This is a genomic window from Buttiauxella sp. AC038 (assembly GCF_979253565.1).
On the sequence record NZ_CEEDCQ010000001.1, the window covers coordinates 2,868,195 to 2,890,885 of the forward strand.

The 22,691-nt window shown below is 53.7% G+C and carries 13 protein-coding genes; 2 read left to right on the forward strand and 11 right to left on the reverse strand.

Features of this window, described 5'->3' with window-relative positions; all coding sequences use genetic code 11:
* Positions 1 to 2: 2 nt before the first annotated feature.
* The 7 genes from narJ to AC0IXI_RS13620 form a co-directional block, all read right to left on the reverse strand.
* A complete protein-coding gene (narJ, locus tag AC0IXI_RS13590; protein WP_471682596.1) occupies positions 3 to 704 on the reverse strand; it encodes a nitrate reductase molybdenum cofactor assembly chaperone in 702 nt (233 codons plus the stop codon).
* Complete coding sequence (gene narH, locus AC0IXI_RS13595; RefSeq protein WP_134182971.1) at positions 701 to 2,236, reverse strand: nitrate reductase subunit beta; 1,536 nt, start codon at positions 2,234 to 2,236, stop codon at positions 701 to 703. Before narH ends, narJ begins: the two co-directional genes overlap by 4 nt.
* The gene (locus AC0IXI_RS13600) at positions 2,233 to 5,979 is read right to left on the reverse strand and encodes a nitrate reductase subunit alpha (protein WP_471682597.1); all 3,747 of its coding nucleotides are present in this window, start codon (positions 5,977 to 5,979) and stop codon (positions 2,233 to 2,235) included. Before AC0IXI_RS13600 ends, narH begins: the two co-directional genes overlap by 4 nt.
* A 340-nt stretch (positions 5,980 to 6,319) precedes the next feature.
* Positions 6,320 to 7,585 (reverse strand): MFS transporter, encoded by a 1,266-nt coding sequence (locus tag AC0IXI_RS13605; protein ID WP_471682598.1) that lies wholly within the window; start codon positions 7,583 to 7,585, stop codon positions 6,320 to 6,322.
* Positions 7,586 to 7,687: 102 nt separating this feature from the next.
* Entirely contained in the window at positions 7,688 to 8,659 is a 972-nt protein-coding gene (locus tag AC0IXI_RS13610; RefSeq protein ID WP_064518461.1) for a sugar phosphate isomerase/epimerase family protein, read from the reverse strand.
* Positions 8,660 to 8,667: 8 nt separating this feature from the next.
* Complete coding sequence (locus AC0IXI_RS13615; protein ID WP_064557994.1) at positions 8,668 to 9,375, reverse strand: GntR family transcriptional regulator; 708 nt, start codon at positions 9,373 to 9,375, stop codon at positions 8,668 to 8,670.
* A 192-nt stretch (positions 9,376 to 9,567) separates the two neighbouring features.
* Entirely contained in the window at positions 9,568 to 10,959 is a 1,392-nt protein-coding gene (locus tag AC0IXI_RS13620) for a NarK family nitrate/nitrite MFS transporter (RefSeq protein WP_471682599.1), read from the reverse strand.
* 308 nt (positions 10,960 to 11,267) lie between these two features.
* Here AC0IXI_RS13620 and narX point away from each other — a divergent pair, with 308 nt between their 5' ends.
* A complete protein-coding gene (gene narX, locus AC0IXI_RS13625; protein ID WP_471682600.1) occupies positions 11,268 to 13,052 on the forward strand; it encodes a nitrate/nitrite two-component system sensor histidine kinase NarX in 1,785 nt (594 codons plus the stop codon).
* The gene (narL, locus tag AC0IXI_RS13630) at positions 13,045 to 13,695 is read left to right on the forward strand and encodes a two-component system response regulator NarL (RefSeq protein WP_064518454.1); all 651 of its coding nucleotides are present in this window, start codon (positions 13,045 to 13,047) and stop codon (positions 13,693 to 13,695) included. The genes narX and narL overlap by 8 nt, the downstream gene beginning before the upstream one ends.
* Before the next feature lie 46 nt (positions 13,696 to 13,741).
* On the opposite strand, the gene AC0IXI_RS13635 is transcribed toward narL, so the two are convergent.
* From AC0IXI_RS13635 to AC0IXI_RS13650, 4 genes are all read right to left on the reverse strand, one after another.
* The gene (locus AC0IXI_RS13635; protein ID WP_471682601.1) at positions 13,742 to 15,142 is read right to left on the reverse strand and encodes a YchO/YchP family invasin; all 1,401 of its coding nucleotides are present in this window, start codon (positions 15,140 to 15,142) and stop codon (positions 13,742 to 13,744) included.
* Between the two features lie 78 nt (positions 15,143 to 15,220).
* The gene (locus AC0IXI_RS13640; protein WP_134182985.1) at positions 15,221 to 17,818 is read right to left on the reverse strand and encodes a nitrate reductase; all 2,598 of its coding nucleotides are present in this window, start codon (positions 17,816 to 17,818) and stop codon (positions 15,221 to 15,223) included.
* Positions 17,815 to 21,882 (reverse strand): nitrite reductase large subunit NirB, encoded by a 4,068-nt coding sequence (gene nirB / locus AC0IXI_RS13645; RefSeq protein ID WP_471682602.1) that lies wholly within the window; start codon positions 21,880 to 21,882, stop codon positions 17,815 to 17,817. Before nirB ends, AC0IXI_RS13640 begins: the two co-directional genes overlap by 4 nt.
* Before the next feature lie 10 nt (positions 21,883 to 21,892).
* Positions 21,893 to 22,681, reverse strand: a complete 789-nt coding sequence (locus AC0IXI_RS13650; RefSeq protein ID WP_134182989.1) for an ABC transporter ATP-binding protein — start codon at positions 22,679 to 22,681, stop codon at positions 21,893 to 21,895.
* Between the last annotated feature and the right edge of the window lie 10 nt (positions 22,682 to 22,691).

Genomic DNA, 22,691 nt, shown 5'->3' on the forward strand with positions numbered 1-22,691 from the left:
GGTTACTGTCCTCCGATATTCAAATACTGCGGAGCGACAGCCCCGGCAAAACGACGCTGATGGCTGCTGATTTCAGACTCACCACACCCTGCGTCCGCCACAAATTTCACCTGCTCTTCTTCCCATACTGCATCCAGCGCCTGCGGCGTATCATCACGCGCTTCGTTCGCGATTTGCAGGCTCACGCTTTCCACCGCCACATCGCTTTGCGATAGGCCAAGCAGCACATCAAACAACACCGCATAAACGCTTTCGCGCTGCTTAAGGCGTGCCGCCAGCAGAGCCAGAATCGGTGCCACATCCTGCAAACCGCCTCGCGCTTCACTTTCTTCACGCTGGGACAGATATTCCAGATACAGCGGCAAATGGTCCGGCAGCTCACGGCTATCGATTTCCATTCCAGCCTGCTGATACTGGTTCATCAAGTTGACCATCGCCTGGCCACGGTCACGGGATTCCCCGTGGACATGTTCAAACAACAACATAGAAGTGGCACGACCACGATCGAACAGCTCGCTGTAGTTTGCCTGCGCATCTAATAAATCACCGCCACACAGCGTCGAAATAAAATTATTAAGCTGTGCGGCCTGTTGCAAATTAAGCGCCCCACCCTCGGCTAACGCATCGCGCAATTCCTGTTGGTGCTGCCACAAGGCAGTATCCGGGTACTCGAGCAGACGGGAAATCACCAGAAGTTCAATCATGGTTTTGGCTCCGTTTTGCTGGACACATCAATCGCGTCGATACGTTTGCTATTGAACAGGTTGAATTTGCTGTCAGAACCGTGGCAACCGTCACCAAAGCTGAAACCACAACCTTTGCTTTCCGGGAAGGCATCTGCCGCCAGTTCGCGATGGCTTGATGGCACCACGAAACGATCTTCGTAGTTGGCTATCGCCAGGTAGCGATACATTTCCTGTGCCTGCGCTTCCGTCAGCCCAACTTCTTCCAGCGCACGCGTATCAACAACCCCTTCGACTGTTTCAGCGCGCTTGTAATGGCGCATTGCCATCATGCGTTTGAGCGCACGCAGCACCGGAGCGGTGTCGCCCGCCGTCAGCAAGTTCGCCAGGTATTCCACCGGAATACGCAGGCTTTCTACGTCTGGCAGGATCCCGGTATGCGGCAATTCACCCGCGTCAGCCGCAGACTGAATTGGCGATAACGGCGGTACATACCAGACCATCGGCAACGTGCGGTATTCCGGGTGCAGCGGCAGAGCGAGCTTCCAGTCCATCGCCATTTTATAAACTGGCGACTGTTGTGCGGCGTCAATAACACTGCGCGGCACGCCATCTTTCAGTGCCTGCTCGATAACCGCTGGGTCATTCGGATTAAGGAAAATACCCAACTGGCGCTCGTAGAGATCTTTCTCGTTCTCGGTACTCGCCGCCTGTTCAATGGCATCAGCGTCATACAACAACACACCGAGGTAACGAATACGGCCCACACAGGTTTCAGAACACACCGTTGGCTGGCCCGCTTCGATTCGCGGATAACAGAAGATGCACTTCTCAGATTTACCGCTCTTCCAGTTGAAGTAGATTTTTTTGTACGGGCAACCGGTAATGCACATGCGCCAGCCGCGGCACTTGTCCTGGTCAATCAGCACAATGCCATCTTCTTCACGCTTGTAAATGGCACCGCTCGGGCACGTCGCCGCACACGCCGGGTTCAGGCAGTGTTCGCACAGGCGTGGCAGGTACGCCATAAAGGTGTTTTCGAACTGGCCGTACATCGCCTTTTGCATGTTCTGGAAGTTCTGGTCTTTGGAGAGCTTTTCAAACTCGCCACCCAGATCGTCTTCCCAGTTCGGGCCAGCTTCGATTTTGTTCATCCGTTGGCCGGTAATCAGCGAGCGTGGGCGCGCAATCGGCTGATGTTTGCCTGCTGGCGCGTTATGCAAATGCTGATAGTCAAAATCGAATGGCTCGTAGTAATCGTCGATACCCGGCAGGTGCGGGTTAGCGAAGATTTTACCCAGCAACATCGCGCGGTTACCCATGCGCGGTTGCAGTTTGCCGTTGATTTTACGGATCCAGCCGCCCTTCCATTTTTCCTGGTTTTCCCAGTCAGTTGGGTAGCCGGTTCCTGGTTTGGTTTCTACGTTGTTGAACCACGCGTACTCCATCCCTTCGCGGCTGGTCCAGACGTTTTTACAAGTCACAGAACAGGTGTGACAGCCGATGCATTTATCAAGATTCAGCACCATGCCGACTTGTGAACGAATTTTCATTTTACGCTCTCCTGTTTCTGGTCACGCCCTTCACCGTCTAACCAGTTAATGTCTTTCATCTTACGCACCACCACGAACTCATCACGGTTTGAACCGACTGTGCCGTAGTAGTTAAAGCCGTACGCCAGTTGCGCGTAACCGCCAATCATATGCGTCGGTTTCGGGCTAATACGGGTGACCGAGTTATGGATACCACCACGCTGACCGGTAATTTCAGAACCCGGCAGATTCACGATACGTTCCTGCGCGTGGTACATCATGGTCATGCCTTCCGGCACACGCTGGCTCACCACCGCACGCGCGGTCAAAGCACCGTTATTGTTGAACACTTCAATCCAGTCGTTATCGACGATACCCAACGCTTTGGCGTCGATTTCACTCATCCAGACAATCGGCCCGCCGCGCGACAGCGTCAGCATCAGCAAGTTGTCGCTGTAGGTTGAGTGAATGCCCCATTTCTGGTGCGGCGTCAGGAAATTCAACGCCTTCTCCGGATTACCGTTGGATTTTTTACCCATCACACCTTTGACGGAGCGGGTATCAATCGGCGGACGGTACACCAGCAGGCTTTCGCCAAAATCACGCATCCACTGGTGATCCTGGTAAAGCTGCTGGCGGCCTGACAGCGTGCGCCACGGGATCAGTTCGTGAACGTTGGTATAACCGGCGCTGTAGGAAACGTGTTCATCTTCCAGACCCGACCAGGTTGGGCTGGAGATGATTTTGCGTGGCTGCGCCTGGATATCGCGGAAGCGAATCTTTTCATCTTCTTTATTAAGCGCCAGGTGCGTGTGGTCACGACCGGTAAATTCGCTCAGCGCCGCCCAGGCTTTAACGGCAACCTGGCCGTTAGTTTCAGGTGCCAGGGTGAGGATCATTTCTGCGGCGTCGATAGCCGTGTTAATCATCGGCTGGCCTTTTGCCGGGCCTTCGGTTTTGGTGTAATTGAGCTTACGCAGCAGATCCATTTCAGACTGCGTGTTCCACGCGATACCTTTCCCGCCGTTACCGATGGTTTCCATCAACGGACCAACCGAGGTGAAACGCTCGTAGGTCGCCGGGTAATCGCGCTCAACCGTCACCAGATGCGGGGCAGTTTTGCCTGGAATCAGATCACATTCGCCTTTTTTCCAGTCCATCACGCCAAACGGCTGCGCCAGTTCTGCGGCGGAATCGTGCTGAATTGGCAGCGTCACCACATCGGTTTCTTTGCCTAAATGCCCCACGCACACTTCGGAGAATTTCTTCGCGATGGCTTTATAGATTTCCCAGTCGCTTTTTGAATCCCAGGCTGGGTCAACGGCTGCAGAAAGCGGATGAATAAACGGATGCATATCCGACGTATTCATATCGTCTTTCTCATACCAGGTGGCCGTTGGCAGCACGATATCGGAGTACAGACAGGTGCTCGACAGGCGGAAGTCCAGTGTCACCACCAGATCCAGTTTGCCGTCCAGCCCGTTATCTACCCACTCGACTTCTTCCGGCATCACGCCGCCTTCTTTGCCCAGATCTTTACCCTGAATACCGTTCTCTGTACCGAGCAAATATTTGAGCATGTACTCGTGGCCCTTACCGGAAGAACCCAGCAGGTTTGAACGCCAGACGAACAAGTTGCGCGGATGGTTATTGCCCGCATCCGGCTGTTCTGCGGCGAAGCGAATATCGCCACTTTTCAGTTGCTGTGCGGTGAAATCAGCCGGGCTCATGCCCGCCGCTTTCGCCTGCTTCGCGATGGTCAGCGGGTTGGTATTGAGCTGTGGTGCAGATGGCAGCCAACCCATGCGTTCAGCACGCACGTTAAAGTCAATCAGGTGGCCGCTATAGCGGGATTTATCCGCCAGCGGGGAAAGCAATTCCTCCGCGGTCAACGACTCATAGCGCCACTGACTTGAGTGGTTATAGAAGAACGAAGTGCTGTTCATCTGGCGCGGCGGGCGCTGCCAGTCGAGTGCGAACGCCAGTGGTGTCCAGCCGGTTTGTGGGCGCAGTTTTTCCTGGCCGACATAGTGTGCCCAGCCGCCGCCGCTTTGGCCGACGCAACCGCAGAAGATCAGCATATTGATCAGACCGCGGTAGTTCATGTCCATGTGGAACCAGTGGTTCATCCCGGCACCGACGATAATCATCGAGCGGCCATGGGTTTTATCAGCGTTATCGGCAAATTCACGCGCAATACGGATGATGTTCTGGCGAGAAACACCAGTGATTTGCTCAGCCCACGCAGGGGTATACGCTTTTACATCGTCATAACTGGTCGCGCAGTTTTCATCATTCAGGCCGCGATCAAGACCGTAGTTCGCCAGCGTCAGGTCATAAACGGTGGTCACCAGTGCGGTGGAACCGTCAGTCAGTTGAATGCGTTTCACCGGCAGTTTGTGCATCAGCACGTTATCAAGTTTAACGTTGCTGAAGTGTTCAGTGCTTTCGCCACCAAAATATGGGAAGCCAACATCTGCCACTTCGTCGTGGCTGCCCAGCAGGCTCAGGCGCAATTCGGCTTCTTCACCGCTGGTGCCATCACGCTGTTCGAGGTTCCACTTGCCCTTCTCGCCCCAGCGGTAACCGATGGAACCGTTTGGTGCCAGCAGTTCGCCATTCTGGCTATCCATCGCCACCGTTTTCCACTGCGGGTTGTTTTCCTGGCCAAGACCATCCACCAGGTCAGAGGCACGTAACATACGGCCTGCGGCGTAGAACCCTTCACGCTCCTCTAACATCACCAGCATTGGCATGTCGGTGTAGCGGCGTACATAATCGGTGAAGTATTGGCTTGGGTTATCGAGGTGGAATTCACGCAGCATCACGTGGCCCATCGCCAGTGCCATCGCGGCATCGGTACCCTGTTTTGGTGCCAGCCACTGATCGCATAATTTAGCGATTTCAGCGTAATCCGGCGTCACCGCTACGGTTTTGGTGCCTTTGTAGCGCACTTCGGTAAAGAAATGGGCATCTGGTGTACGGGTCTGCGGAACGTTAGAGCCCCAGGCGATGATGTAGCTGGAGTTATACCAGTCGGCAGATTCCGGCACGTCCGTCTGCTCGCCCCAGGTCATTGGTGACGCTGGCGGCAAATCGCAATACCAGTCGTAGAAGCTCAGGCAAGTCCCGCCAATCAAGGAAAGGTAACGTGCACCTGACGCGTAAGAAACCATCGACATCGCCGGGATCGGCGAGAAGCCCGCGATACGGTCCGGGCCGAAGGTTTTTGCGGTAAACACGTTTGCTGCGGCAATCAGTTCGTTTACTTCAACCCAGCTTGAACGGACAAAACCACCGCGACCACGGGCTTGTTTATAGCTTTTGGCTTTTTCCGCGTCGTTGATGATGGAAGCCCAGGCATCGACCGGGTCTTCATGCAGGGTTTTCGCTTCACGCCAAAGTTGGATCAGGCGCTTGCGCATCAATGGATATTTCAGGCGGTTGGCGCTGTAGAGATACCAGGAGTAGCTTGCGCCGCGTGGGCAGCCGCGTGGCTCATGGTTTGGCATATCCGGGCGGGTACGCGGGTAGTCGGTTTGCTGCGTTTCCCAGGTCACCAGGCCGCTTTTAACATAGATTTTCCAGCTACAGGAGCCCGTGCAGTTTACACCGTGAGTGGAACGAACCACTTTATCGTGCTGCCAACGCTGGCGATAACCTTCTTCCCAATCACGATTGGTATCGAGCAGTTGGCCATGTCCATCGGCAAAAGTTTCGCCCTTCTGTTTGAAGTAACGAAACCGGTCAAGAAATTTGCTCATCGGGGTTCTCCTGATGTGGAGCCTGGAGGCTCTATCTTATGAAAACGACATTACTAACGATGGCGGCACGGTAACTCGCGCATATGAAGGGAGAATTGATAACGATCAACTGGGGCGGAGGAAGATTTGCACGCGAAAAGCCGGTATACCACCAAAGTGGCAATCGAGAATTGATAGTTAATTAACTGATATATAAATAAAATATCTGTTCTCTACATTCGGTAAGGAGTAGAAATCAGGGCGACTGGGTATTAAGGGGTAACTCTGCCAAGATGGAGGGCGTGAAACCAAAAATGGGGCATCCCCTTTCAGAGAAGCCCCATGTTGAATGGTGTCACAATCAGACAGAGGTTAGCGGTTCAGTTTTGCGCTGCGCACGAATGTTTTTGATAAGCAGGCCCGAAATCACAATCCCGGCGCAGGCGAAAACAGCCATCAAACCAAACACGATTTTATAGCCCAATAACCCTGGGTTGGTATCTAAGATGTAGCCATACAAGCTGTAGCAGAACATCGCTGGGGCATAACCGATAAAACTTCCCAACGCCATTGCCGCACCGGTGTTTTTCTCACTGATTCCCGCCTCACCGATAGGGGCGAAGAATACCGCTCGCTGAGTAAAAATGACCGCGCCAAACATCAGGGTACAGGCCATGCCTAAATAAACAGGCATTTGTTCATGCGGCAATAATATCAAGGCAACCAACGCCAGAGCGCTAATAATAAAGGTATAGAACAAATACTGGCTGGGAGACTTTAAAACCTTGTCAGCAATTAAACCACCAATAGGGCCGCCTACCATTTTCAAACAATATTGATTTATAATCCCATATGCCCCTACCAATGCAATCGGTAGAGCATAAACATTTCTTAAAAATGGAATAAAGAATGTCAGTCCACAATACACCGCATAAACACAGAACACGCTAAATGCGATTAACCAGACGGTTTTGTTTTTTAATACATTACCCAGACCTGGATTAGCTTCTTTTTTCTCTGCTTTCTCTTGTTTAGCCACTTGTTCTTCCGGGCTTTCTTTTAATACAAAGAAAATAACCACTCCGACCAGAATTGCGATGAAAGAGTAAAACAATATTGCGGCTTTAAACCCGAAATAGTCGCTGCCAAACCAGGTGAACACCGCCAGGGCGCTAAAAGCGATAACGGTATCGACAATCCCTCGCCCGGTTTCAAAGAAGCCAAACAAGCGCCCCTGTTGAGTGTTGTTGCCTAGCAAACTCACCGACTTTAGCAAAACCGGCCAGTTGAGCATGTCGCAGGTCACGCCGAACAACGCCCAGACAAAAAGTATCCCCCAGTAGCCCGGCATGGTAGAAAGGTAGATCCCCAGCAGGCCCGTCGCAATCAGTGAAAGCGACATGGTAAAGCGGCGCGGTAATTTGTCAGAAAAGTAAATTGATAAGAAGAAACCAATGGTCGTGACAATGGAGTTAACCGACATCGCATTACCAATCTCACCGTTGGTCAGGTGAAAATACTCCTGCATAGGAACATAAAATGCGTCTTTCAATGACGGTAATTTATATATTGTGCCACCGCACAGAACCAACAAGCTAAATATAGTCCATCTTTTTTTGGATAGCATAAGACACCCCACCCCTGAATTAGCGGAATTAATTATTATATTGAGAGCACAGTGACCTCACGAAAGGTGAGACAGCTGAATTTAAATGTTTTGGATTAATTATTATCTTAAAATAGCTACAGCATCTTTATGAAGATCGCCAAGAATATTACGCACATGCATTATTTGATTCATAGCGTCGTCAATTTCTTTATTTAATCTTTCTTCCAGTCCGGAGGTTGGCAACGGGGTTTCACTCATCTGGCGCAATGGAATCCACGGGTTTTTATCTTCGTTGGTAAAACGAAATGCCGGAGCGTAATAATCCACTTCTTCTTCCAGACCGAATGCGGTGACTTGCGGTTTATCTTCGCCCAGACAAATTAATTGCAGTAATAACTCTTTAAACGGTAATTCACCTTCCCCAGAAATACAGGCTGTATGCCCGCGCCCTTCACCTTCGTGATTGATTAACGCATCTTTGATATGCACCTGAGTGACTTCTTTTCCCATCACCGCCAGCGCGTCAAGCGGCTCTTCGTTGGCATTAATCATGTTGGCAAAGTCAAACAGCAGGGAAAGCTGTGGAAAGTCAGCCTGTTGAACCAGCTTCACCAGTTCGTGGCTTTGCAAATCTTCGTGTTGCTCAAGCGTAAATGTCAGCCCGCTATGCTGGTATTTCGCTTTAATGTATTGAATATCCTGGGCAATGATTTCCATTACCTCAGAAAGTGTCCCTTCATAGCGCGGATAAAACCGCACCGAAGTCGCACCCGATTTCAGCGCAATTCTCACGGCCTCATCAATGGTTCGGGCATCTGAGGCGCTGGTTTCGATGTGAACATCCAACCCCAACTGGCGCGATTTATCTGCAAAATTCGCAAGCCGCTCATCACTGGCATGCCTTAAAGACTGGCTTTCTCCATCCACAACATGAATTTTCACCCCTTTCAGTTGCTGTTGGCTGGCAATATCCAGCAAGTCTTCCGGCAGAATCTTCTCCATACGCATGTTTAAATGAAACGCATAGGCATGCAGATACAGCGGCAAATTTGCAGCGCGATCGACAATTTTTGTAGCCTGGATGTTGTTCATGGAAACTCCTATAAATCGATATAAAACTCTACTGATTCAAAACGCCAATATTCGATATCAACCTGAATAACTTGCCCGGCTTCGTCGGCGCGGTATTTTTCAACCCGGATAGACGGAGTCCCCGCCGTGCCGCCCATCCCCTTGCAAGCGCCTGCCGAAAGTCGTGTCGGTTTAAACGCTAAATGCTGCGTGTGCGAGCTTTTGCCGAAGGCTTCTTGCCACACATCAACAAAAGAACGATCGCCTAATTTGTCGATAAAACCGGGAGCGGACTGCGCGTTGATAAAGGTTTCGTGATAGAAAACTTTATGGTTATCAAGCGCTCCCCAACCGCAGATTTTGTAGATTTCATCACCGTCTTTTACATTCAGCTGCGACAAAATTTCGGGTTCTGCGGTGTAAACCCGTTCTTTTTCCAGAAAGCCCCAGGACGGCAAACGCCCCTGCTCCAGAGCTGCTTGCTTAAAACTGGTCGAAGTGTTCGGGGTGTATTTGAAACACGGCAAGGCCACAAACCAGCCGCGACGATCTTTACGAAAGATCTTTTCTTCCCCTTCAAGAAACAGCAACGCCTGTCGCAGTGTCATGCGCTTGATGCCCAGTAATTCTTCCAGCTCACGTTCGGAAGGTAATTTACCGCCCGGCTGGACGACCCCTTTGCTCAGCCAGTCATTGAGCATCTCTTTTGCTGTCTCTACAGTGGAGTGGCTTTTCATGTTTTAATCCATTTGGTTTAAACCAGATTTGTCGTCACGGTACTCTTAGCCAACGAATGTGACAATGGTGTCTGGTGGGGTAGTTATTCTAAATGTGAGGTTTCTCTCAGAATAAAGGTGGTTCGAGGGGGAATTAGAGACAAAAAAAAGCGCAACCGAAGTCGCGCAAGGGATAACCAAAATGGTCAAAACTTATTTCGATGACTTCCGGCCATAAACAGCCCAGGTAATCACTACGCAAACAATGTAAAACACGAGGAACACTTTCATTGCGCCCGCAGGCGAACCGGTTAGCGCGAGGGATGTACCAAATGCTTTCGGAATAAAGAACCCGCCAATTGCGCCTATTGCCGAGATAAAGCCCAGTGCTGCGGCGGTATCGGTTGCCGCTTCACGCAATGCACGCTCTTCTGTGCCGCCCTGCGCTTTCACGCGGTCCATGGTCAGCTTGCGGAAGATAACGGAGATCATCTGGAAGGTAGAACCACTCCCCAAACCGGCCGTCAGGAACAGCATCAGGAATACGCCGAAGAAGGCAATAAAGTTACCGCCCACGCCATTGTGTGGCAGCGTGGTAAACAGCAGCGCACTGAAAATCGCCATAAAGATGAAGTTCAGCAGGGAAACACGTGTCCCACCAAAGCGGTCGGAAATGGCCCCACCCGCCGAACGCGCCAGCGCGCCAAACAGCGGGCCGAAGAAGGCGAAGTGCAGAATATTGATATCCGGGAACTGGGTTTTCGTCAGCATCGCGAAACCGGCAGAAAAACCGATAAATGAACCGAAGGTCGCCAGATACAGCACACCCATAATCCACAAATGCGCACGTTTAAGAACCGGCAACTGCTCTTTTAAAGAAGCTTTGGACGTTGCCAGGTCGTTCATTCCAAACCAGGCTGCAACGGTAAAGATTGCCAACAGTGGTACCCATACCCACGCCGCATTTTCCAGGAACAGCATAGTGCCGTCGGCCTGCTCAACACCTATGCCACCGAACACAGCAAACATGGAAAGTGAAATCACCAGTGGTGCAACCAACTGCATAACACTCACACCGAGATTACCCAGGCCGCCGTTGATACCCAGCGCTCCACCCTGCTTCGCCTTCGGGAAGAAGAAGCTGATGTTCGCCATACTGGAAGCAAAGTTTGCGCCCGCAAAACCACACAGCAATGCAATGATGATAAACACGCTAAATGATGTTGATGGGTCTTGCACCGCAAAACCCAACCACACACAAGGGATAATCAGAATCCCGGTGCTGAATGCCGTCCAGCGGCGGCCGCCAAATACCGGCACCATAAAGGAGTAAGGCACACGCAACAATGCGCCGGAAACAGACGGCAGCGCGGTTAACATAAAGAGTTGGTCAGTGGTGAAGCTAAACCCCACTTTATTGAGGTTTACCGCAACCGCACTGAAGAGCATCCATACGCAGAATGCCAGCAGCAAACAAGGAACGGAAATCCATAAATTGCGGCTGGCAATACCATGGCCTTTGCTTTGCCAGAATGCAGGTTCTTCCGGTCGCCATTCGGTAATGAGCGATCCCGTTTTTGAGCGACTATCGGGTGACTGTGACATAAACACCTCAAAAAAGTATGAGTAATTGCCGCCACAGTAGGGGGTAATCAATAATAAAAATTGATGTGAATCAAGGGATAAACCATCTGAATAACGGTTAAAAAATCACCGTCATTCTTTGGGGGTAAGGCGAAAATATGAAAATAGTGTGGTTTTTCACACGGCTGACTACAGGTGTTAGCCACCTTACTCCGCAATATGCCACTTCTGGCAATTAGTGGGTAATCCTTAAGGGGTATGGGTATACTCCAGGGGATGTCTGAGAATACCCGCTACATGCTTTTCCACACTCCGGAGCTCACCTGTCGATGCTAAAACGCCTGCTCTCTCCCCTCACTTTGTTCAACCAGCTGGCATTAATTGTGCTGTTGCTGGCGCTGCTGGGTGTCGCGGGTATGAGTCTTGCGGGTTGGCTGGCACAAGGTATTCAGGGAAACGCGCACGCTATCAATAAAGCCGGTTCGATGCGCATGCAAAGCTATCGCCTGCTGGCCGCCATCCCGCTTAACGAAAAAGATAACGTCCTGCTTGATGAGATGGAGCAAACCACCTGGAGTGCGGATTTAAAAGAAGCAGCCGAACAGGACGGTCAGCAAGAGAAGTTAGCCGCGCTACAACATTACTGGCGCGAAGAGTTAGAGCCTGCGCTGCGACGGGCGAAAAACACCGACCAGGTGAAACCACACGTGGCGGGTTTTGTCGAACGCATCGACCAACTGGTGACCACCTTTGATCACACCACCGAACTGCGCCTGCATCGAATTATCCAGCTGCAACTTGGCATGGCGGTGTTGATGGGGTTACTGATTATTTTCACCGTCATCTGGTTACGCAAACGGCTTTTACGCCCTTGGCAGCAGTTATTGGCAATGGCGCAGGCCATCGGTCAACGGGATTTCACCCATCGCGTGAATGTACGTGGTCGTAATGAAATGGCAACGCTCGGCATTGCCCTGAACAGCATGTCTGAGGAGCTGGCCGAAAGTTACGCCAGCCTTGAGCAGCGCGTGCGTGAGAAAACCGCCGGGCTGGAGCAAAAAAACCAGATCCTCTCTTTTTTGTATCAGGCTAACCGCCGTTTGCATTCGCAGGCCCCCCTGTGCCAGCGGCTCTCTCCGGTGCTGAGTGAATTACAACATTTGACACCGTTGCGTAACATTGAGCTGCGGGTCTATGAGTATGAAGACGAAGAGAATTACGAAGAGTATACCTACCAACCTGACAGCAGTTGCGAAGCCAGCGGGTGTAACCTCTGCCCGCGTGGACCCGCTTTGCAGGCGGGTGAAACCACCGCGCAAAAATGGCGTTTAACCGACAACCATATCCAATATGGCCTGGTGCTCGCCCAGTTGCCGCTCGGCCGTAGCCTGACGCACGATCAACAGCAACTGATCTTAACGCTGATGGAACAGCTCACCGCCACGCTGGCGCTTGAGCGGCAGTACGAACGCCAGCAGCAACTGGTGGTGATGGAAGAGCGTTCAGCCATTGCCCGCGAATTACACGACTCCATCGCACAGTCCCTTTCCTGCCTGAAAATGCAGGTCAGCTGTATGCAAATGCAGGGCGAGACACTGCCTGCCCAAACGCAGACGTTACTCGGCCAGATGCGCAGCGAACTCAACACCTCATGGCGGCAATTACGCGAATTACTGACCACCTTCCGCCTGCAATTAACCGAGCCTGGGCTGCGCCCCGCGCTTGAAGCAAGCTGCCGTGAATTTAGTGAAAAGCTCGGCTTCCCGGTGAACCTCAATTACCAGGTTCCACCGCGCCTTGTCCCGTCGCATCAGGCTATTCATCTGGTGCAAATCACTCGCGAAGCACTGAACAATAGCCTGAAACACGCAAGCGCAACCGCATGTGGGGCCAGCGTGATTTACCATGAAAACCAAATTACCTTAACCATATGGGATAACGGTCGGGGTATTCCCGACAACGGTGACCGCCGTAACCATTACGGATTAATTATTATGCGTGACCGCGCGCAAAGCCTGAAAGGCGATTGCCAGGTGCGAACACGTTCCGGCGGCGGCACCGAAGTCATCGTCAGCTTTATCCCCGAAATAACCACTGGAGCCAATCATGAGTAACCCGGAAGCCTCGACCATTTTGTTGATCGACGATCATCCCATGCTGCGCACTGGCGTTAAGCAGCTCATCAGTATGGCGCCGGAACTGGCGGTTGTCGGCGAAGCGGGCAACGGAGAGCAAGGCGTACTGCTTGCCGAGGAACTCGACCCGGATTTAATCCTGCTGGATTTGAATATGCCGGGGATGAACGGTCTGGAAACGCTCGATTGCCTGCGTGAGAAACCGCTGTCAGGCCGTATTGTGGTGTTCAGCGTATCGAACCACGAAGAAGATGTGGTCACGGCGCTGAAACGCGGTGCGGATGGTTATCTGCTCAAGGATATGGAACCAGAAGATTTGCTCAAAGCGCTGCAACAAGCAGCTGCCGGAGAGATGGTACTGAGCGAGGCGTTAACGCCCGTGCTGGCGGCAAGTTTGCGCGCCAACCGTGCCACTTCCGATCGTGACGTGAACCTGTTGACACCACGCGAACGCGATATTCTCAAACTTATCGCCCAGGGTTTGCCGAACAAAATGATTGCTCGTCGCCTTGATATCACCGAAAGCACGGTGAAAGTACACGTTAAGCATTTGCTCAAGAAGATGAAGCTTAAGTCCCGCGTAGAAGCGGCAGTCTGGGTGCATCAGGATCGGATTTTCTGATGATCAATAGGGTCGGATTAGCGTAAGCGACATCCGACACTATCTGCTATTCAGGCAACAACTCATAACGCGGATCGTCCACAGGGCTGACCACCAGCGGCTCCGCCAGTTTCAGCGTAATCCAGTTCGACGTCACCTTCTGGCCTTTATCATCCTCAATCACCACCGAAAGACGATATTCATTCGGGCCGTTTTCGTTCCACATCGGCATGATCATGCTCCAACCGCTGGTGTCGCGGTTATCCGCAGGCGGCGTCAGGCTTAACGCCTGGGTATCGCCCTGCCAGGTAATATTGCGAATCTTGTGGCTGGCACGGATTTGCAGCTTAAGCGCCACGGTTTCGCCCGCGTGCAGTTCCCAAGGCGGCGTCGCCAGAAACACCGATAAAGTTTTGCGCTGGCGATACTCCATCACCGGCAGAGAATCACGTTCCACGTTGTCATAACGGCTGCCGCGTAATGAACTGGTGGTCGCCACTTCGGCGGCAGAAAGCTGTTTTGCCACCGGGACGCCAAAACGGTAATTCAGCTTCAGACCAAGATTATCCTGCGAAACGCCGCTTTCCCCCTGTTTATGCTGCGCGGTAAGCGTCAGCAGCGGGATCGGCGTGTAGCTGAGTCCCATAGTTACCGCCACCGGGTTGCGATAACCGGTACCGCTATCAAACAAATCCACACTGTTACCGTAGTATTTCTCAAAACTGAGGCTGGTATTGATATGTCGATAAAACGGCAGCCACGCCTGCGCGGTAATGTCATAGCCCCGCGCCAGGCGCTGCTCGAGCGTTTCACTGTTTCCTGACTGCCAGCCAGAGAGCGGTTGGTAATAGTTTGCCGACAGGCGCAAATATTCGCCCCAGGCTTCGGTCCCGAACCCTGCACGTTGTAAATTGCTGGAGAGTTGATTGTCATAAAAGGCGTTGTAACCAAGCAGCCAGTTGCCCGCCACCCAGCGTTGCCCGGCGCCCAGGTTACCAATTGCACTGTCGTCGCGCTGCGTAAATCCCACCTGGCTCCAGGTCAGATAACGGTTGTTATCTTCCCACGGTGTAAACAGCGAGGCGCTGCTACCGTCCCAGTTACCGTGCTCATCCACCAGCAAATTGATACTGGCTTTCCCCCACGGCGACAGCAGTGACTCGGCTTCGCTGGTCACTTTATCAGCCAGCACATCACGCAAACGCGCGAAGGCAAACATCCGCGCTTGTTCGCCAGTATCCAGCCCGTTATCGACCATACTGTCTTCACCGAATTTCTTCGCCATAGCGGCGATTTCACGCGCCGCAGCGTCGGATTCCGGCGCAAGACCCAAATCGGGCAGTTGTTCAGTTCTCTGGTCGAAAGGGTTTTCGGCTTTCTCGATAAAAGTCTGCCGGGTACTGGCAGCCCCTCCTGCGCTGAGGAGTACATAAGACAGGGTAAAAAATGGAACGGCTTTTCTAAACATCTGGAAATTATAACATCACGCCACAGCAAATCATTCCCAAACTGGCAAACACAGATTTGTCCGGTGAATATTAAGCCGTTATTTGGCCGCTTTAGCGATTAATGCCCTGAGTTCAGGAATGCATGAACCACAGTTGGTGCCACAACGTAATTTTTCACCCAGCAGCCCGACTGACTGGCAACCCGTTGCGATTGCCGAAAGAATCGTTTTCTCCCCTACGCCAAAACAACTGCACACGGTTGCACCTGCATCTCTTTGCACACCTGCCGATTTCCCGGCTAATAGCAGGTGACGGCTGGCGGCGGTTGTCGGCGCACTTTCAAAGGCGGAAACCACCGCACTGGTGTTGATATCAGGCCACCCTTTTGCTGCATAAAATGCCAGCTGTAGCTCACCATTGTGCCAGGCAAGCAGGTGGTAAAAATCGCCGTCACCGCGAGCATACTGCAATTGCCAGCCCCGGCCTGCGGTTAAGGTTTCAGCCCATGCTGCTGGCAGGTTTTCGGCGGCACAAACAAAGTGCTGCACGCCATGTGAAGTCTGCCGCCACCACTGAATTTCATCGGTAAATTCAATCTTTTCACGAGCGAAGATCTCCCCACGCCACGCAGGCTGCCAGCGCTGAATGCGCACCGCCGTTTGTTTACTTTCTGGCTGCCCGGAATGCGGGTCGCAAACCCCTGCCACCAGTCCATTGACCAGGCCTCGTCGCGAGAATTGCTGGTTCCAGTGCATCGGAGCAAACACATTTCCCGGCAACTGGCTGTCGCTCACTTGTACACGCGCCACCATCCCGCCCTGGCGCGAGGCGATTCGTACCAGATCGCCTTCAGTGACACCGTAACGTTTTGCATCGTGTGGGTGAATGTCGATAAGCGGCATATTGATGTGCTGCATTAGCCGTGGCACACCGCCAGTGCGCGTCATCGTGTGCCACTGGTCGCGGATGCGCCCGGTATTCAGTATCAATGGATAACGATGGTCGGCGGTGGCCTCAGGCAACTCCGGTTCGACGGGGACAAGTTGAAACTTACCGTTGGCGCGCCAGCTTTTGAATGCCGGGGCACTGGCTGTGGTTACAGGCCAGCGCACCGGTTCTAACGCGTCATATTGTTCGAGGTTCAGGTGTGCCAGGCCACTGATGTCAAAGGCACGGGTGCCATTATTCTCATATCCGGAGAGCGCGGCATGTTCACAGAAAATTTCATGAGCGTGCTGCCAGCTAAAGGCTTCTGCGTATCCCAGGCGACGGGCGATTTGCGAAATCATCCACCACTCGGCACGGGCTTCGCCTGGCGAGAGTAAAAACCCACGCTGGCGTGAAATACGGCGCTCCGAGTTAGTTACCGTACCGTTTTTCTCCCCCCAGGCCTGCGCCGGGAACCTGACTGTGGCAAAGCGCGAGGTGTCCGTATTGCGCACGACATCGGAGATGATCACCAGCGGGCAACTCGCCAGTGCCTGCGCCACGCGGGAACTATCCGGTAGCGACACCGCCGGGTTGGTGCCCATAATCCACACCGCTTTCACGTCGCCACGCGCTATCGCCTCGAACAGTTCAACCGCCATCAATCCTGGCGTTTGCGCAATGCGTTCGCTGCCCCAAAAGCGCCCCAGACGGGCAATATCCGCAGACTCGAAATTCATATGGCAGGCCAGTTGATTTGCCAGTCCGCCCACTTCACGCCCGCCCATCGCATTTGGCTGCCCGGTCAGCGAAAAAGGACCGCAGCCTGGCCGCCCAATTTTGTCACTCGCCAGATGCACGTTAATGATGGCGTTGCATTTGTCGCTGCCGCTTGATGACTGGTTGATGCCCATGGTGTAGAGCGTCATGGCACGGTCAGTGCTGGCAAACCATTGCCAGAATGTCTGCACCGCAGCGCTTTCGAGCTGGCAAAAATCGGCACATTTCGCCAGACTCCAGCCTGCGGCCAGGGTTGTTGCATCGCTTTGCCCGTCGAAGCGGTTAGTCATTAACGGCTGTTGTTGCAGCAAATAATTCAGTAACCCGACAAATAGCCCTGCATCGCTTCCGGGGCGCAACGCCAGGTGCAAATCGGCAATTTCACAGGTGGCGGTACGGCGTGGGTCGATAACCACCACTTTCATCTGCGGGCGCAGTTTTTTTGCCTGCACCAGGCGTTGATACAGCACCGGATGCGCCCATGCAGCATTCGATCCCACCAGCACAACCAGGTCGGTTTGCTCCAGGTCCTCATAGCTACAAGGCACAAAGTCCGCACCCAATGCCCGCTTGTAACCCACCACCGCCGACGACATACACAACCGTGAATTAGTGTCGATATTGGCCGCCCCGATAAACCCCTTCATCAGTTTATTGGCCGCGTAGTAGTCCTCGGTCAGCAACTGGCCGGACGCATAAAACGCCACCGCTTTTGGGCCGAACTCATCAATAATGGCCTGCAGGCGGCTGGCCGTTTCATCGAGCGCAGCGTTCCAGGTCATGCGCTCTCCGTCCACTTCGGGATAAAGCAAACGCCCTTCCAGACCGAGTGTTTCCCCCAGCGCTGCTCCCTTGACGCACAGCCGCCCAAAATTTGCCGGGTGCTGTTTATCACCGGTAATCTCGTGGCCGCCGTTGACTGCTGGCCGGGCTTCAACCCCGCACCCGACACCACAGTAAGGGCAAGTAGAGCGCACCACCGTATTCATGATGCCTCCGCACGCAAGATAAGCGCCTGACTCCCCACCCACACGGTGCCTTGTTCTACTTTCACCGGCCAGGCGCGAACAGCCTGCTCCCCGTCCTGCGTGCGCCCGTCACGCAGGCGAATACGGTGTTTGTAGAGCGGGGAAATCACAATCGGCTCGCCCGCAGCGTCACCCACTATTCCTCGGGAAAGTACGTTGGCATCGCTGCCCGGTTCAAGATTATCAAGCGCATAAATCGTATCACCAAAGCGGAACAGTGCGATTTGCAGCTCGCCTAAACGCGCGCCAATGCCTGCCTGCAAAGGAATGGCGCTGATATCACACACCGCGTGCCAGGGTTTAACGGGGACGACCGTCTGGTGTTGCACCACTTCATTTACCGGCTGCAACTGCCCGCGCAGCGTCTGGCGTTGGACCGCCTCATCCGGCTGTTCGCTGTTGACGTAAGAACGAAATAGCGCAAGGCGATCGGGGCTGTTAAGCGTGGTCTGCCATTCGCACTGGTAAGTGTCCACTACGGCCACCATCTCTTTTTCCAGTTCATCGGCAAGGCCCAGGCTATCGTTGAGAACCACGTCACGCAGATATTCAATGCCCCCTTCGAGGTTATCCATCCAGGTACTGGTGCGCTGCAAACGGTCGGCGGTGCGGATGTAAAACATCAGCAAGCAGTCGATTGTGCGGATAAGCGTTTCACGGTCGAGATCGCTGGCAAACAGATCGGCGTGGCGTGGTTTCATGCCGCCGTTACCGCAAACATAGAGGTTCCAGCCTTTGTCAGTGGCAATCACACCGATGTCTTTGCTCTGTGCTTCGGCGCATTCTCTGGTGCAACCGGAGACTGCCATTTTGATTTTGTGCGGGGCACGCAAACCTTTGTAGCGGTTCTCAAGCTCAATCGCCAGGCCGGTAGAATCCTGCACGCCGTAGCGACACCAGGTTGACCCCACGCAAGACTTCACGGTACGCAACGATTTGCCGTAGGCGTGCCCGGTTTCAAAGCCTGCCGCGACCAGTTCCTCCCAAATGGCGGGCAGTTCTTCGAGGCGTGCGCCAAACAGGTCGATGCGCTGGCCGCCGGTAATTTTGCTGTACAGCTGGTAGCGTTTTGCCACCTGCCCGATGGCAATCAACCCGTCCGGCGTGATTTCCCCGGCAGGTACACGTGGCACAATGGAGTAAGTCCCGTCTTTCTGGATATTCGCGAAATAGCGGTCATTGGTGTCCTGAAGCGGGAGATGTGCCGGTTTGAGCAGGTACTCGTTCCAGCACGAAGCCAGCACCGAGGCTGCCAGTGGCTTGCAAATCTCACAGCCGTGACCATGACCGTAACGGCTTATCAGCTGTTCAAAACTGTGGATATGGTTAACGCGCACCAGGTGGTAGATTTCCTGACGCGAGAACGGGAAGTGTTCGCAGATGTCTTTTTTCACCTCCACACCCTGCTCTTGCAACTGGTATTCCATCACCTGTTTCACCAGCACCGAACAGCCGCCACAGCCCGTTGCTGCTTTGGTACAGGTTTTAATGGCGCCCATGTCGCCCGCACCGTTGCTCACGGCAGAGCAAATATCCGCTTTGCTGACGTTATGGCATGAACAAATCTGCGCGCTATCGGGGAGTGCTGCCACGCCCAGCCCCTTCGGCGCACCACCAGCCGACGCAGGCAGGATCAGGCTTTCTGGTTGCGCGGGCAACGCCATGCCGTTGAGCATCATTTGCAGCAGCGTGGCATATTCCTGACTATCGCCCACCAGTACGCCGCCAAGGAGTGTTTTATTATCGGCAGACACCACGATTTTTTTGTAGACCTGTTGTGGCCCGTTAGTCCACTGATAGCTCTGGCTGCCGGGTGTGCGCCCGTGAGCGTCGCCAAATGACGCCACATCAATGCCGAGCAATTTGAGTTTGGTGCTCATATCCGCACCACGAAAAGCCGTTTCTTGCCCGGCAAGCGTTGCCGCCGTAACACGCGCCATCTGGTAGCCCGGTGCGACCAGACCAAAGATTTTCCCTTCCCACAGAGCACATTCACCGATGGCATAAATTGCGCTATCGCTGGTCTGGCACTGGTCGTTAATCACCACGCCACCACGTTCGCCAAGCGCCAGGCCGCACGTTTTCGCCAGCGCATCTTGCGGGCGGATACCGGCTGAAAAGACGATTAAATCGGTGCTGAGCGTTTCTCCATCGGCGAAATTGAGTTGCAAACCGTCAGCATCGGTAATCGCTGTTGTCGCTTTACTGGTATGCACCTGAACGCCGATATCGCTGATTTTCTCGCGCAGCATCGCGGCCCCGGAATTATCGAGTTGCACTGCCATCAGGTTGGGCGCGAACTCCACCACATGGGTTTCCAGCCCCAGCTGTTTAAGGGCATTGGCGGCTTCCAGCCCCAATAACCCACCGCCAATCACCACCCCGCGCGTGGCATTGCGGGCACATTGCGCGATGGCATCGAGGTCGTCGAGCGTGCGGTAAACAAAACAGCCAGCAAGATCGTTCCCCGGCACAGGGGGCACAAACGGAAATGAGCCTGTCGCCAGCACTAATTTGTCCCAGTAAGTCTCGCGCCCGTCATTGTCACGCACCAGGCGTTGCTGGCGATCAACCGCCACGATTTTGCTGTTACAACGAAGTTCAATGCCGTGTTCGTTAAAGAAATCTCCTTGCACCATCGAGAGTGAGTCAGCACTGCGCCCGGCAAAATATTCCGACAGATGGACGCGGTCATAGGCCGGATAACGCTCTTCACCAAACACCACAATGTGGTAGCGCTTATGCAGTTGCAGTGCCACGCACTGCTCCAGAAAATGGTGCCCGACCATGCCGTGACCAATTACTACCAGCGTTTCTTTTGTCATGTCGTCATTTCCGGCAGCCGGCGGCTGCTCATCAGAGTGATATTCATCAAACAGCACGCCAGGCGTAACGGGTGCCGCGTTGAGTAAAATGTCGGTCAGCGCGTTGGCGGGTGTGATATCCCCAAGTAGTAACGCGCCAAGCAACCTGTCACCGCGCAGATACAGGCAGCGATAATGTTTTGTCAGGGGATCAAAAGCGGTAAGAACACGCGTATCTGGCTGCTCGCGGATGTCGCCTGCGGAAAATAGCGGGATGCCGCTCACTTTCAGGCGTGTGCCACGATCTAGGTAGTGGAAGTCATTACTGATTTCTCCGCACAGGCGAGCGGCTAATACATCGGCTTGTTGCAGGCATGGCGCCACCAGGCCCCATGTCTGCCCATCAATTTCACAACATTCACCCAATGCGCTGACGTGCAGTGTTGCACTGCGCAGTTGCGCATCGACGGTAATTCCACGCTGACAGGCAATTCCAGACTCTTGTGCCAAAGTAATATTCGGCTTCACACCCGTGGCGATAATCACCCGCCCGGCAGGTAGTACCTCGCCGTTGCTTAACGTCACACTGGCATCAGAAATGCGTTGAATGCCGCAATTTAACTGGCATGAAATCCCCCTTTGCGCGAGATGTTCCTCAAGCAGCACGCCCGCCTGTTGATTAAGCTGAATATCCATCAGCCACGGCTGGCGGTGCACCAGAGTGACGGGAATACCCCGGGCGCACAATGCAGCAGCAGCTTCCACACCCAGCAAACCACCGCCAAGTACTACGGCATCGCCTTCGCCACCAAGAATGGCGTCAACATCAGCCAGCGTGCGAAAGCCGTGAACGTGGGGCAATGTGTGGCCGTCTATTGGCGGAATAAACGGGCGTGAGCCGGTGGCGAAAACCAGTTCGTCGTACTCAAGCGCACGCTTTGCCGAGCGCACAATCTGGCGCTTTGTATCAACGTCCAACACCGCTTCAGCGGTTAACAGCTCGATATCATGGGCACGATACCAGGCCGCAGTGTGTAATTGCGTTGCACTGGCAGTTTTTTCCCCGGCAAGTACCGGCGAGAGCAAAATGCGGTTGTAGCTCAGGGCGGGCTCTTCACCAAAAAGGGTGATAGAAAATCGCCCCGCTGCGCGCGCCACAATTTGCTCCACCAGGCGGATTGCCGCCATGCCGTTGCCGATAACAATCAGACGTTGCTTCATGAGCCGTTCCTCAGGCAGCCTTCGGCTGCTTTTCGTACAGGAAACGCAGCACCTGCTGGCGCAAATGGTGGTAACGGCTGTCTTCTGCCAGTTCGACGCGGTTGCGCGGGCGCGGCAAATCGACATGCAGCGTTTCACCTACCGTGGCCGCCGGGCCGTTGGTCATCATCAGCACGCGATCGGAGAGCAAAACGGCTTCATCAACGTCATGAGTGATCAGCACGATGGTGGTGTGCAGCTCTTGCTGAATGTGCATTACCGCATCCTGCAAATGGGCGCGCGTCAAAGCATCCAGCGCCCCGAACGGCTCGTCCATCAGCAGCACTTTCGGTTTCATCGCCAACGCGCGGGCAATGCCGACACGCTGTTTCATGCCACCGGAGATTTCACCGGGTCGTTTGTTTATCGCGTGGCCCATTTGCACGCGTTCGAGGTTGTGAACTATCCATTCACGGCGCTCGGCGCGGTTCATGGTGCGGCGAAAAACCTGGTCCACCGCCAGGGCCACGTTTTCAAAGCAGGTCATCCATGGCAGCAGTGAATGGTTCTGGAACACTACGGCGCGCTCCGGCCCCGGCCCGGCGATTTCGCGGTTGTCGCAAAGCAGTCCGCCTTCAGAGGGCAAGGTGATCCCGGCAATCAGGTTAAGCAGTGTTGATTTCCCGCACCCCGAGTGCCCTATCAGGCTGATGGTTTCCCCTTCAGCGATATCAAAACTGACGTTACTGAGTGCTAAAAATTCGCCACTGGCAGTGGAAAAACGTTGGCTGACATTCTGAACCTGGATGATCTTCTTCATTGGTTTCCCC